Source organism: Verrucomicrobiia bacterium, assembly GCA_035574275.1.
In the GTDB taxonomy this organism is placed as follows: domain Bacteria; phylum Zixibacteria; class MSB-5A5; order DSPP01; family DSPP01; genus DSPP01.
The window spans coordinates 1-13,308 of the sequence record DATLYY010000004.1; the positions used below are offsets into that span (position 1 = coordinate 1).

The window sequence follows — 13,308 nt, forward strand, 5'->3', positions numbered from 1 at the left end:
CGGGCTCAAGGATTTGGGGCTTTATTTCGGCAACTTCGTGGTCATCCGCCCGCCGCAGTATCCCGCCATTTTATGCGAAATCGCCTTTATGATGATTCCCCGGCAGGAGGAGATGCTCCGCTCCAAGGCGTTTCACAAAAAGGCGGCCTCTGCGATTGCCGAGGGGATTGCCGATTATCTGCGGTTAAGCACCAAGAAGTAAACCCTCGCGGGAGAAACTTTACTGTTTCAACGCTCCAGCCGTCAACCCGGCGATAATCTGTTTCTGCAAAACCAAAAAAACGGCCAAAACCGGAATGGTAGCAACAGCCGAAGCGGCGAAAAGATGCGGCCAGTCGATGGCCTGATAGCTCTGGTACATCGCCAAGGCCACCGGCAAGACCCGCAGGTTTTCCGAAGAGGTGAATAGGAATGGAAAGAGAAAATTGTTCCAGTTCACCCAAAAGGATTGAATGGCCAGGGCCGCCAAAGCCGGTTTGGCGAGCGGCGCGACAATCGAGAAAATGATGCGCAATTCCCCCGCGCCGTCCAAGCGGGCGGCCTCCTCCAGTTCCACCGGCAAAGAAAGAATGTATTGGCGCAACAACAGAATTCCGAGCGGAGAAACCAGAAACGGGACAATCAAGGCCCAATAGGTGTCGTACCAACCCAGCTTCCGGACGAGCAAGAAAAGCGGGATTATGACCACGTGGGTCGGCACAGCCAATACAGCCAGAATCGATATGAAAAGAAAACGATTGGAAACCGTCGGGTAGCGGGCCAGTCCGTACCCGGCCAGAAGAGCGAAGAATAGGTTGCCGAGCGTTATCACGGCGGTGACGAAAACGGAGTTGAAGAAGGCCCGTGAAAACATCTTTTGCTCCAGCACGTCTTTGAAATTGTTCAACGTCCAGCCGGGGGAAAGGGAGACGTAGAACATCCAGAAAAAAGGGAAAAGAAAAAGGATTGCCAGCGCGGCCAAAAGCAGGAAGGTCGGGAGGAGGGGAGTCCGCATTACGCTTTTGTCTGCGCCGGAGCCAAAACCTCCGATTCCGATTTAAAGCTCTTGAACAGGAAATAAGAGAACAGCGCGATAATGGCGAACAAAAGATAGGCCGCCGCCGAGGCGTACCCCATCTTGAAACGGTGCAACCCCTCCTCGTAAATGAAATAGACTGCCGTTGTCGTCGAGCCCAGCGGGCCGCCTTTGGTCATCACGAAAACCTCCGTGAAGACCTGAAACGACTTGATGGTATTCAGGGTAACGATAAAGAAAAGCATCGGCTTGATGGAAGGGAAGGTTACCGCCCAAAAGGTCTGCCAGCTGTTGGCCCCTTCGACTTTGGCCGCTTCGTAGAGCTCCTGCGGCACGTTTTGCAACGCGACAAGAAACAGCAATATGTAGTAGCCGATGGCCGCCCAGATATCCATTATCATAATCGAGGGGAGGGCCGTTTTGTCAGAAAGCAAAAATCCGCCGGAGGGGAGGTTGAAAAACTGTCCGAGAAAGCGGTAGAGCCAGCTCCCCTCGGAATACAATTTGGTGAAAATCAGGGCGACGACGACGAGGGACGTGATGGTTGGGATGAAAAAGGAGGCCTTGAAGAAATTTTTTCCCCAGACCGGGCGGTTCAAGGCCAAGGCCAGAAGCAGGGCGAAAAGGGTGGTAAAGGGGAGCGTACCAATTACGAAAAGGAATGTATTCCAGAGAGCTCTTTGAAAGCTCGGGTCGCTTAACAGCCTTCTAAAGTTCTCCAGCCCAATCCAATTCAGTTCGCCGGAAAGAAGATTGTAGTCGGCAAAGGCCAGGACAAGCGACCAGACAAGAGGGAATATCCAGATTAGAAGTAGGGTTAAAGTCCAGGGAAGGGGGAGCAGATAACCGGTATTTTTTCCGGCCATCAGCTTTTCAAAAGAGCGTTAATTTTGGCCGCCGCGTCATCCAGCGCCTCCTTGGCCGACTTCTTTTTGTACATCGCCTGCTCGACGGCCTCCTCAATCGCCTGTTCGATTTCCACCCAGTGAGGATGGGGAGGGGAGCTCTGCGCCAACTGTAACTGCTCGATAAAAGTTTTGTAGTTGGCATCGGAAAGAAAGAAAGTGTCCGCCTGGGCGGCAACCGACGAAGGGGTCGGTATCAAGGCGTTTTTGCAGAAGTACACCTGATTATCCGGACGAACCAAAAACTGCACGAAGCGCCAGGCAAGATCTTTTTTCTTCGATTTGGCAGGGATGGCCAAAAATTCCCCGCCGGCAAAGGAGGTGCGGCGGTACAACTGGCCGTCGGGAGAAGGCATCAACGCTGTTGTGTAGCCGAATTTGGGTGGGGCGTTCTTCAGCTTTTTCAACAACCAATCGCCGGAGATGACGGAGGCCAGCTTTCCCTGCAAAAAAGCGTCGTCCAGATTGGCCTGCGTAGCTAAAAGAGAGCGCTCACAGAGCTCGACGTAAAACTTCAAGGCCTGCACCCCCTCCGGCGAATTCAAAAGGCAGGTTTTGCCATCCTCAGACAGGATTTCCCCACCCGCGCTCCACAAAAAGGGGAGGAATTTCTTGTAGAGCCGGTGACGTTCGGAGGCGTTGGCGCCGAAACCGTAGATTTCCGGTCTGAATTTGGCCAGCTTTTTATTCAGCTTATCCAATTCGTCCCATTTCACCGGCACATCGGCAAATCCGGCTTTGTTGAGCAAATCGAAATTATAAAACATCAAACGTGCGCCCAAAATCCAGGGAACGGCGTAAACTTTTTCATCGAGCGTGGCCGGCTGCCAGAAAAGCAGATCCTTTTTCAAGCTTTCGGCCTTCGGGGTCAAATCTAAAAGCAGCTTGTTCGAAGCGTACTCGTATATCCAGTCCGAGCCGAGCTCCAGAACGTCGGGCGGCTGGCCGGCGGAAAACGCGACGGTGATTTTCTCGTGGCCGTCAGCCCAGGTCAAATCAGTCACTTCCACTTTGATGCCGGGGTTTTCATTCTCAAATTTGGCGACCAGCTCGGTTATCAGCGGCTTGGTCTGCGGGTCGGTCCAGAACTGCCACCAGGTCAGTTTTCCGGTTTCCTTTTTGGAACAAGCGGAGAACAGCAGCAAGGCGAGAAGGACGGCTTTTCGCATCGACCAGAATAAAATCTTGCTCTTTACCAATGTCAACTTGTATGTGAAAGCCGCCCGCATCGTTTGTGCACTCTTTTTTCTTGACAAAAATTTTGGCCGCCATAGCTTACGGCCAACCGATGAACACCTTCATCTGGTTGCCCGCCGAAAAAGTTCCGGTTTTTATCGCTTTTCTCTGCGTGGCGGCCGCGCTGTTGGGAGTCTTTTTTTTGAAACGGCGGGGAAAGAGCTTCAAAATCCGCACCCTGCCCGGGGCTTTGGCCATCGAGGAGGCGATCGGCCGGGCAACCGAGATGGGGAAACCGGTTTTTTTCACTTCCGGTACGGGGGAAATCGACCGGATGGCGACTCTGGCGGCCCTCTCCGTCCTCGGAGAGGTGGCGTACAAAACGGCGCAGTACGGCACGCCCCTTTTTTATCCCAACAACGACCCGGTGGTGGCTTCCGTGGCGCAGGAAGTCGCGGCGGAGGCGGCCAGCAAAGCCGGGCACCCCGAGGCGTACAAGCCGGAAAACGTTTTTTTCGTTACCAAAAGCCAGTTCGGCTACACGGCCCACGCCTCCGGCTTGATGGAGCGGATCAAACCGGCGGCGACCTTGTATTTCGGCACTTTTGAAGGGGAATCGCTCATATTGGCGGAAACCGGTTTCGCCCAGGGGGCGATTCAAATCGCCGCCACCGATTCCACCATTCAGCTCGCCTTTTTTCTCGTGGCCTGCGACTACACTTTGATTGGAGAGGAGCTTTTTGCCGCCGGCGGTTCCCTTTCCGGCGACCAGGAGGTGTTAAGCTCCATCGTGGCGCAGGACTGGCTGAAAGCGGCAGTCATTCTTTTGCTTCTGATTGGGGCGTTTCTGGTCACGTTCACCGGTTTTAATCTGGCCTCCCATCTATGACCCGGCGGTTGGTTTTCTGGATAACCCTAAGTTTCGGCTTATTTATGATTTTCCAGTTTTTCATTCCGGTTTTCAACGGGGCCTATCGAAAAGTGCTGGACTGGATGCAGGTGATTTATCTGTCATCCCTTTTAGTTGGGGTCATAGCACTGGGGCTTCAGCATTTGAAAAAAGTGAGCGGGCAGAGTCCGGGCTGGGCTTACAGTTTGGTCACTATCATCGGACTATTGGCCATGCCGGTAGCCTCGATTTGGGGAACGGGGGAAAATTCGGCCTTCTTCTGGCTTTTCAACAACCTGCAGGTGCCGATGCAGTCCACCGTTTTTTCGCTTCTCGCCTTTTTCGTCGCCTCGGCCGCCTTTCGCGGTTTCCGGGCCCGTTCGCTGCCGGCTTTTCTGCTGCTTATTTCGGCGGCCATCGTGATGTTGGGGCGGGTGCCCATCGGCACAAAACTCTACTTTGATTTCCCCACTTGGGCGCAGACGCTTCTGGATGTTCCGGGCGTGGCGGCCCGGCGGGGAATTCTCATCGGCATCGGGCTGGGCTCCGTGGCGACTTCGCTGCGGGTGATTTTAGGCATTGAACGGGGCTTTTTCGGGAGGAAAACATGAGCTGGATACTTGTCATCGTTTTTGCCGGTTTTTCCGGCTATCTGGCCTATCTGCTATTGAAACAGAAGGGGCCGAAACACCAAAAGGAGACGGAAGACGTCAAAAAGCTGGTTTTCTCCCTTTCCGGCGCCTACCGGGCCAAGGAGTTGAAGGTCATCTCGGCGGCGTTGGCGGATGATTTCTCCGCCTTTCTGGATTCCCCCTACCGGATTGACAACAAACGGAACTACATCGCGCTCTTAGAAAACTTTTTTGACGAGGCAACCTTGGACGAGCGCTCCGTATTGCAGGAAAAATTCACCGCCTGGGAGGGGGGCTGGGTCTTGGCGACCTACCATTTCATCGAAAAAGGTAAGATGGGAGACAAGCCGTTCGAGCGCTCCGGCAAGGCCTCCGAACTGTACCGCTCAACCCCCATGGGCTGGAGGGCGGTGCATTTTCATTACACCTATCTGCCGTCCAAGGAAGGAGGGATGGCTTCCGGCCGGATATGACGCTCAAGCCGCGGACGTTCGCCTTTCTGGCTGTTTTCATTGCAGTCACTTTTCCCCTGCTTTACCCCTTGAACATTTCCGATCGGGTTTCACCCGAAGCGGTGAAATTCAAGGCACTTGTGGATTCCATCTCTCCCGGCTCCGTCGTCATGGTCTCCTTCGACCACGAGGCCTCGACGGTGGCGGAAGTGCGCCCTTTGGCCACGGTTTTGGCTCGGCATTTATTCTCGCGCGACATCAAAATCATCGGGCTTTCACTTTTTGCCGAGGGGACGGCGATAGGCAACCAGGTGCTTTCGCTTGTGGCGGAGGAGTTCGGCAAAAAGTACGGCGAAGATTGGGTTTTCCTTGGCTTTCGCCCCCAATTTCAGGCAGCGATTTTAGGAATGGGGGAAAGCATTCCCAATGTCTTTCCGCGGGATTATTATGGCAACGTTACCGACACGCTTTCATTGATTAAAGCGGTCCCCAATTATTCCAAGGTAGCGATGGTGGTTTCGGTGGCGGACGGGGATTTGGGATATGCCTGGGTGGATTACGCCTACACCCGTTACCATGCCCGTGTGGCGGCGATGCTTACTGCCGTAATGGTCGCCAGCTATATGCCGCTGTACGCCTCCGGTCAGCTTTCCGGTCTGGTCAACGGCCTGAAAGGGGCTGCCGACTACGAACGGCTTTTGGACAAACCGGGCGCGGCCATCCGCAGCATGGACGCCCAATCGATGGCCCACGCCGTGATTTTGCTTTTGATTTTGGGGGGAAACGCGGCTTATTGGTGGGGGAGGAAGAAATGACGGCTGGGACCGTGGTTGCCGCCATTCTGACTTTGGCCATTTTCAGTTTTCTCTACCGCGAGAACCCCTTCTTCCGCTTCGCCGAGCACCTTCTGGTCGGGCTCTCCGCGGGGTATTTCACGGTTATCGCCGTGCAGGGTACGCTCGTACCGAAAGTCATAGAGCCGTTGAAAGCCGGCGATTTCTGGGTGGTGATTTCTTTTGTTTTGATAATTCTCATCTTGGGGCGTCTGACTGAAAAGACCCGTCCGGCTTCCCGTATTCCGCTCGCGTTGGTCATCGGGGCGGGGGCGGGGGTGGCGGTTCCGGCTCTTTTGCAGGCCCGTATTCTGGTGCAACTGGGGGCAACGATGAAACCCCTGGGTTCTTTAACCAACGTTTTGATTCTCGTCGGCGTTATTACCACACTTGTGTATTTCTACTTTTCCCGCGAGCATAAAGGGTGGTGGGGTCGGCTGGCAAGCGTCGGCACCTGGTATTTGATGATCTTCTTCGGCGCGACCTTCGGCAACACGGTGATGTCGCGCATTTCGCTTTTAATCGGGCGCTTGGAATTTCTTTTCGGGGATTTTCTGGGCTTGATTAAATGACCTGCCCGCGCTGCGGGAAACCGATGCGCGAGGAGAAGCGCTCTTTCCACAAAAACCGTAAATGGAAGTGCCCGCACTGCGGAAAAGTACGATTTCAGAAAATTAAAAAAGAACGGAAATAAAAAAGCGGGCTTTTACAACCCGCTTTTTTGTCTCTCTGGGCGAGTTTAACTTCGCCCGCTCGTAGTATTACATATGCTTGGCCAAATCGTACAGCCGGGTGATCCGCTCCTCAACCGGTGGATGGGTTGAAAAAAGCTTCATCACCTCTTTGCCGGAAAAGGGGGCCACGATAAACATATGCGCCGTGGCCGGGTTGGCGTTTTGCATTGGCAGGCGCTGAACCCCATTATGCAACTTCTTCAGAGCTTCGGCCAAAGCCAAGGGTTTGTGGGAGATTCTCGCACCACCCTCATCCGCGCCGAACTCCCGCTGGCGGGAGATGGCCATTTGCACCAGCATGGCGGCGAGCGGGGCTAAAATCAAAAGTAGAATCATCACAATCGGATTTCCCCCGCCCCGGTTCTCGCGGTTGCCTCCGAAAAACATGGCGCTGCGCGATAGAATCATAATTGCGCCGGCAATGGTCGCGGCAATCGAGGCAATCAGAATATCCCGATTCTTGACATGCGCCAGCTCGTGAGCCATCACCCCGGACAACTCGTCATCCGAAAGCAGTCGCAAAATCCCCTCCGTGGCGGCCACCGAAGCATGTTCCGGATTCCGTCCCGTTGCGAAGGCGTTCGGCTGCGGGGAAGGAATCACGTACACTTTGGGCATCGGGAGCCGGGCCGATTGGGCCAGTTCGCGGGTGATGCGCAATAGCCGGTCCTTGTCGGCCTGCGGAATGCTGGCTTCTTCCACCTTCTTGGCCCCATACATCGCCAAGGCGACTTTGTCGGAAAACCAGTAGGCGAAGAAGTTCATCAAGGCCGCAAAACCAAAGGCAAAAAACATACCTTGCTGGCCGCCAAAGTAGCCGCCGATGGCCACCAGAAGCACGGTCATCAGGGTGAAAAGGAAGAATGTTTTGAACGTGTTCATTTTAGTTTATCTACCTCCTATAGGTCTGTTCCAATATACTCATTTTCGCACTGCTCTTCAACTATACTTAAACGTAATATTGGTCAAAAAAGTTTAATAAATCGAATAGAGTCACAAGCTCTTGATTGTCAGCGGCTTACACCCGGATGAGCGGATGAGGTCAGGTTTTTTTTTCGATATGTTTCCGCCAGAGGTCGAAAAAGACGGGGAAGGCGGCCAGTCGGCGGCGGCCTCGAAAGATCTGAATTATTTCAACAAACATCCAAAGAAGGTAGACCAAAATCACTTCCCGATGGGTATTGGGGAAGAGAAACTGGAAAAACCAAAGGGAAAAAAGCCCGACAGCTTCGTAGAAGCTGAAACGCATATTGACCAGAAAGAGAAAGCCAAGCAGGGACTGTACCACGGTCAAATAAATTTCGAGCCGGTGTTCGTAATCGAACGGAATGGAAGAGACCTCGCCCCGCGAAAAGGAGTACACGATGGGGATCAAAGCCACCAAGAGCGTCAGTTCGGCAATCACGGAGGAGACCGTGTTCATCAAGGACATCGCCGCTTTTTTCACCGTACGGGCCCAGTAAAAGGCGGAAACAAACTCCGGAAATTCGGAGAGAAACGGCGCCACCCACTGCACGAAAAAGTAGGTCTGAATGCCCAGAACCAGGGCCAAGGCCTTCAAGCTCTCGACAAACGGCTCGGCCAAAAGGAATACCAGAGTCCCACCGGTTACGAAGCAGGAAAGAATGAGGATATTGCGCACCGGTTTTTTGTGGGACAGAATCCAGCGGGGCACGCGCTCCATTTCATTGGCGTGATCCTCGTGTTTGGCGGGAAAGCGGTTCAAAACGAACAGGTAAGCGAAGTAGAGAACCAGCAGCACCGCCGCATCAATCAGATTAAGGGAGGCCTTGGTGGCAATGAACAGCACGTACAGGGCGGGAAGCAGAATGCCGACCACCGGGGCAGAATCCTCGCCGTCCAGCTTGATTTCGTAGTTCAGTTTCTTTTTATGGCCGCTGAAAAATGCAGTGAAGTAAACCATAGGCCAGGCAAAACCGACCAAAAGCCGCAGGGCGCCGGTGAAGTTGGCGGTCATCAGATTGATATCCTGTTGCCAGGCAATCACTCCCTCAACCATGAACTCCGGTGAGGTCTGCAACCAAGCCAGAACGGCCAGGGCGAGCCCCTGTGAAACAATCACTTGCGCAGATTCGGCCCCCCAGGCAATCAAAATGGCGGCAAAGACAATGGAAGGGAAGGTGTACAAAGCCGACCAAGCCTGGGCCTGTGACTCCGTGGCCGTGTAGATGGCTATGGACTGAAATTTGCAAAAAAGAATTTTTATAATTCAGCCCCGGATGATTTTCCCTACGATGTCAGAGCGCAGAACGATGCCGACTAATTTGCCATTTTTGACTATTTCCACACGACGGACGTTGTTATCCAGCATCAAATAGGCCAACTCGGTCACCGGCGTATTCTCCGAGGCGATGACGAATTTTTTGGACATCAAATCGCGCGCTTTGATCTCGTCCTCCTTGGAAACGAGCGTTTCAAACGGATCGGGAAGAATTTTTTTGGTTTTCTTGGCTTTCCGGTATTCCGGCGGCACGGCGGCCTTGATCAGCTCCTTTTCGGTAACCTCCCCCAAGACCTTTCCCGATTTGTCCAAGACAGGCATCCCGGGAATTTTATGCTTGAAAAGCAGATTGGCAACCTCTTTCAAGGTCGTCTCCGGCGTGACCGTTATCAAGTTCCGATGCATAATATCCTTGGCCACCAGTTCCCGCCGCACCAAAATGCCGCTTTTGGAAAAAACCTTTATCAGCTCGGCGATGGTGGCGGCGGCCAAGATCATCTCCAGCGTTCCCGGTTTGCGGGCGAAGGTGGCCAAAGCCGAAAAGGCCTGCAAGTACAGCCGGGTCATGCTTCTGGGGGTCAGGAAAAGGCAAATCACGTGCACCGGCTTTTGGTCCGGCGTTTTGTCGGCAATTCCGCGCCGGGAAATGCCGAGGGAGAAAATCATTTCTTTTACGGCGTCCGTCCGGGAATGGGGGAAGGCGAAGCCCCGCCCCAGGTTGGTCGGTTCCACCTCTTCCCGTTCCATCACCGATTCCAAGATCAAATCGGTATCCAGATGATCGTACTTTTCCCCCACTTTTGCGAGCATCTCGGCGATGGCGTCCTTTTTGGTGGCGGCGGCCAGGTTGCCGAGCACCAGTTCCGGGCTTAGCAAGTCCCCTAATTTCATACTACTCCTCCGGCCGGTTTTTCCAAGCGGGGGGGGCGCAGGCGCTCCGGCGCCACGATGCCGCCGGAAACAATGAATTTAACCCCTTCCTCCACAGAAATCGGTAGGTTTACGACCTCCTCCTGCGGGTAATTGACTACAAAACCGGTGAAGGGGGTGGGGGTGGAGGGGACGAAGACGGAAATCAGCCGTTTGCCTTCCATGATCAATTCCCCTCCCACAAAACCAATGGCCCAGGCCCCCTTGCGCGGATATTCCACCAACACCACCTGTTTGAAGGCCTTGCCGGAAGGCAAAAACATCGACTCCATCAACTGCTTGGCGCCGCCGTAAACCGTTCGCACCAAGGGAGTTTTGATAAATAAAAGTTCCCCGATGGAGTAAAGTCGCGACCCGAAAACCGAGGAAATGAAAAAGCCGGCCAGAAAAACAATTACGATTGTGGCCAAAAGTCCCACACCGGGGAGCTCGCGACCTATCAGTTCTGCCACCAAGGGGGCCAAAAGGCCGTCCACCGTTCGGAAAAGAAGGCGCAAAATCAGAAATGTGAGAATGATGGGAACAACCACCAGAAGGCCCGCCAAAAAGAACCGGCGCATTTTTTCAAAAATCCGTCGGCTCAAACCGGGCCTTTCCACCCAGGCGAAAATCTAAAAATCGATTGCAAAAGTCAACTTTCGTTGGCAAAACCGCACGCCTTTCCATTATTTTGTCGTCGGTACGGATTGTGGTAACCGGATCAAAAAGAACGCCGAATGGTTGATTGGCACACGTTAAAAACGGAAGAGGTTCTCCGGCGGCTTGGAACGGACGTCGAAGTCGGGCTTTCCGATACGGAAGCGGCCCGGCGGCTGGCGAAAGGGGGTCCCAATGAACTATTGGAACGTGGAACCAAAAGCCCTTGGCTGATTTTTTGGGAGCAACTGGCCGCCACAATGGTGGCGATTTTGCTGGTGGCCGCCGGGCTTTCGCTTTTTCTGGGGGACTACAAGGATGCCATCGCCATTCTGGCCATCGTGGTGCTCAACGCCGCGCTCGGTTTTTTTCAAGAATACCGGGCCGAGCGTGCGATGGCGGCCTTGCGTCGGATGGTCGTGCCGACGGTCAAGGTCATGCGAAGCGGGCGCATCACGGAACTGTCCGCGCGGTTTTTGGTCCCGGGGGATATCATTTTTTTAGAAACCGGAAACCTTGTCCCAGCCGACGCTCGGATTTTGGAATCAGCCAACCTACGGGTGCAAGAAGCGGCTTTGACCGGGGAATCGGAGCCGGTTGAAAAAAACGGCGAGCCGTTGCCGGAGGCGGATTTGCCGGTCGGCGACCGGCGGAATATGGCCTACCTCGGAACCGTTGTATCCTACGGCCGGGGGCGGGCGGTCATCACGGCGACCGGAATGGAAACCGAGCTGGGGATAATTGCCGGTCTGATTCAGGCCGTTCGTCGGGAGCCGACCCCTCTGCAAAAACGGCTGCACCAATTGGGCAAGGGACTGGGACTGGCCGCCCTGATTCTGGTGGGGATTGTCTTCGGTCTCGGGTTTTTGCGGGGGGAAGAGTTAAAGCTTCTGTTTATGACCGCACTAAGTTTGGGGGTTGCCGCAGTCCCGGAAGGGCTGCCGGCCATCGTTACGATCGCCCTCGCCTTGGGTGCCCAGCGCATGCTAAAACGGAATGCCTTGATTCGCAAACTGCCGGCGGTGGAAACGCTCGGCTCGGTGACGGTCATCTGCTCCGACAAGACCGGAACGTTGACCGAAAACAAGATGACGGTAACCATACTGGATGCCGCCGGCGAGCGGCTTGATTTGACCGAGCATTTGCGCCGGTCCGGTTTGGTCGGCGCAGGATTGGGGGAACGTTTTCCGGAAATTGTCGGACCGGCCGGCGAGGTCCCGCCTCGTCCGACGCTTTCTCCCCCGCTGCGGCTGCTTTTGGCCGGCGGGGCTTTGTGCAATGACAGCACCTACCTTTCCAAGCGGGAAAAAGACGGCCATCCGCACGTCTATGGCGACCCCACCGAGGCGGCTTTGGTTCTGGCCGCTGCGTGGCTCGGGATGGAAAAGCCGGAGTTGGAACGGATGTTTGTCCGGGCGGGGGAAGTTCCGTTTGAATCGGAACGGAAACGAATGACTACCGTGCATCGCGTTCTTTTCGGTCAGGACGCGATGGATCATCCGCTTGCGGATTTGGTGCGGGCCGCCCAAGAAGCGTCCTTTGTCGCCTTTACCAAAGGTGCCGTCGATGGGCTGTTGGATGTGTCGACTGGCGTGTGGGTCGATGGTGAAGCGCAGCCCTTAACCGAGCAATGGAAAAACCGGATACTTTCCGCCAACAACGAGCTGGCGCAAAAAGGCATGCGCGTTCTGGGTCTGGCGTTTCGCCGTTTGAAGGATTTCAACGCCGGAAAAGACCAGAGCAAGCTGGAGCAGAATTTGGTCTTCATCGGCTTGGTGGGAATGATTGATCCGCCCCGGCCGGAAGCGAAAGATGCGGTGGCGACCTGCCAACGGGCCGGCATCCGGCCAGTGATGATTACCGGCGACCATCCTTTGACTGCCATCAGCATCGCCCGTGAACTGGGTATCGCCCGTGACGGAAAGGTTCTTTCCGGGCGGGAACTGGGCCAGCTTTCGGTTCGGGAGCTGGAGCGGGTGGTGGAGGACATCCCGGTTTACGCCAGGGTGGGACCGGAGCACAAGCTCAAAATCGTGGAAGCCCTGCAGAAACGAGGCGAGGTGGTGGCCATGACCGGCGACGGAGTAAACGACGCCCCAGCTTTGCGGAAAGCGGACATCGGCGTGGCAATGGGGAGGGCGGGGACCGACGTTGCGCGCGAAACCGCCGACATGGTGCTTCTGGATGATAATTTTGCCACGATTGTGGCGGCGGTCAAAGAGGGAAGGGCGATTTACGACAACGTCCGCAAGTTCATCAAATACCTTTTGACCAGCAATTCCGGCGAGCTTTGGGTGATGCTGGCGGCCCCCTTTTTGGGAATGCCCCTCCCGCTTTTACCATTGCAGATTCTTTGGATTAATCTGGTCACAGACGGGCTGCCGGCACTGGCATTGGGCGTGGAACCGGCGGAGCGGAACCTTATGCGTCGCCCCCCGTATTCTCCCCAGGAAAACATCTTCGGACGGGGAATGGGCCGGCACATTATTCTGGTCGGATTCCTGATGGGGGTATTGACGTTGGGCGGCGGGTTTTGGTACTGGAGGGAAGGGTACAACGAGTGGCAGACCGTCGTTTTCACCACGCTCGCTTTGGCGCAGATGAGCCATGTTCTGGCCATCCGCTCCGAACGGGAATCACTTTTTACGCTCGGGTTATTTTCGAACAGGCCGCTTTTGGGCGCCGTGGCGCTGACTTGCGGGCTGCAGCTTCTGGCCGTCTATCATCCGCTATTCCAGGAAACCTTGAAAACCGTTTCCCTCTCGGCCGCCGAGCTTCTACTGTGCGTCGTATTTAGCAGCGGCATTCTTTGGGTGGTTGAACTGGAGAAATGGTTTCTTAGGCGCTCGTCTCAAAATTGAGAG

General features: G+C 54.9%; 14 protein-coding genes. 7 read left to right on the top strand and 7 right to left on the bottom strand.

Translation table 11 applies throughout. The features are described 5' to 3' along the window. A partial coding sequence (locus VNL73_00645) for an N-acetylmuramoyl-L-alanine amidase (GenBank protein HXF47917.1) occupies positions 1-202 on the top strand: 202 nt, incomplete at its 5' end. 18 nt (positions 203-220) lie between these two features. On the opposite strand, the gene VNL73_00650 is transcribed toward VNL73_00645, so the two are convergent. Genes VNL73_00650 through VNL73_00660 form a run of 3 tightly spaced genes read right to left on the bottom strand, consistent with a single transcriptional unit; the run spans position 221 to position 3,089 of the window. Then, complete coding sequence (locus VNL73_00650; protein ID HXF47918.1) at positions 221-994, bottom strand: carbohydrate ABC transporter permease; 774 nt, start codon at positions 992-994, stop codon at positions 221-223. Further along, positions 994-1,881 (bottom strand): sugar ABC transporter permease, encoded by an 888-nt coding sequence (locus VNL73_00655; protein HXF47919.1) that lies wholly within the window; start codon positions 1,879-1,881, stop codon positions 994-996. The genes VNL73_00650 and VNL73_00655 overlap by 1 nt, the downstream gene beginning before the upstream one ends. Then, complete coding sequence (locus tag VNL73_00660) at positions 1,881-3,089, bottom strand: extracellular solute-binding protein (protein ID HXF47920.1); 1,209 nt, start codon at positions 3,087-3,089, stop codon at positions 1,881-1,883. The genes VNL73_00655 and VNL73_00660 overlap by 1 nt, the downstream gene beginning before the upstream one ends. 92 nt (positions 3,090-3,181) lie before the next feature. Between VNL73_00660 and VNL73_00665 the strand changes: the two genes are divergently transcribed. The 5 genes from VNL73_00665 to VNL73_00685 are packed head-to-tail and all read left to right on the top strand — an operon-like array spanning position 3,182 to position 6,474. Next, the gene (locus tag VNL73_00665; GenBank protein ID HXF47921.1) at positions 3,182-3,985 is read left to right on the top strand and encodes a DUF6754 domain-containing protein; all 804 of its coding nucleotides are present in this window, start codon (positions 3,182-3,184) and stop codon (positions 3,983-3,985) included. Continuing rightward, positions 3,982-4,596, top strand: a complete 615-nt coding sequence (locus tag VNL73_00670) for a hypothetical protein (GenBank protein ID HXF47922.1) — start codon at positions 3,982-3,984, stop codon at positions 4,594-4,596. Before VNL73_00665 ends, VNL73_00670 begins: the two co-directional genes overlap by 4 nt. After that, positions 4,593-5,090 carry a hypothetical protein gene (locus VNL73_00675; protein ID HXF47923.1) on the top strand — a complete coding sequence of 166 codons (498 nt, stop codon included), beginning with the start codon at positions 4,593-4,595 and terminating at the stop codon, positions 5,088-5,090. The genes VNL73_00670 and VNL73_00675 overlap by 4 nt, the downstream gene beginning before the upstream one ends. Beyond that, on the top strand, positions 5,087-5,884 hold the full coding sequence (locus tag VNL73_00680) for a hypothetical protein (protein ID HXF47924.1): 798 nt from the start codon (positions 5,087-5,089) through the stop codon (positions 5,882-5,884). The genes VNL73_00675 and VNL73_00680 overlap by 4 nt, the downstream gene beginning before the upstream one ends. After that, positions 5,881-6,474 carry a hypothetical protein gene (locus tag VNL73_00685; GenBank protein ID HXF47925.1) on the top strand — a complete coding sequence of 198 codons (594 nt, stop codon included), beginning with the start codon at positions 5,881-5,883 and terminating at the stop codon, positions 6,472-6,474. The genes VNL73_00680 and VNL73_00685 overlap by 4 nt, the downstream gene beginning before the upstream one ends. 189 nt (positions 6,475-6,663) lie before the next feature. On the opposite strand, the gene htpX is transcribed toward VNL73_00685, so the two are convergent. From htpX to VNL73_00705, 4 genes are all read right to left on the bottom strand, one after another. Next, complete coding sequence (gene htpX / locus VNL73_00690) at positions 6,664-7,518, bottom strand: zinc metalloprotease HtpX (protein ID HXF47926.1); 855 nt, start codon at positions 7,516-7,518, stop codon at positions 6,664-6,666. A 160-nt stretch (positions 7,519-7,678) separates the two neighbouring features. Continuing rightward, positions 7,679-8,785, bottom strand: a complete 1,107-nt coding sequence (locus tag VNL73_00695) for a hypothetical protein (GenBank protein HXF47927.1) — start codon at positions 8,783-8,785, stop codon at positions 7,679-7,681. An 81-nt stretch (positions 8,786-8,866) separates the two neighbouring features. Then, positions 8,867-9,769 carry a CBS domain-containing protein gene (locus VNL73_00700; protein ID HXF47928.1) on the bottom strand — a complete coding sequence of 301 codons (903 nt, stop codon included), beginning with the start codon at positions 9,767-9,769 and terminating at the stop codon, positions 8,867-8,869. Further along, positions 9,766-10,392, bottom strand: coding sequence for a DUF502 domain-containing protein (locus VNL73_00705; protein ID HXF47929.1), 627 nt, complete (start codon positions 10,390-10,392; stop codon positions 9,766-9,768). Before VNL73_00705 ends, VNL73_00700 begins: the two co-directional genes overlap by 4 nt. 132 nt (positions 10,393-10,524) lie before the next feature. Here VNL73_00705 and VNL73_00710 point away from each other — a divergent pair, with 132 nt between their 5' ends. Continuing rightward, on the top strand, positions 10,525-13,305 hold the full coding sequence (locus VNL73_00710) for a cation-translocating P-type ATPase (GenBank protein ID HXF47930.1): 2,781 nt from the start codon (positions 10,525-10,527) through the stop codon (positions 13,303-13,305). Positions 13,306-13,308 lie beyond the last annotated feature (3 nt).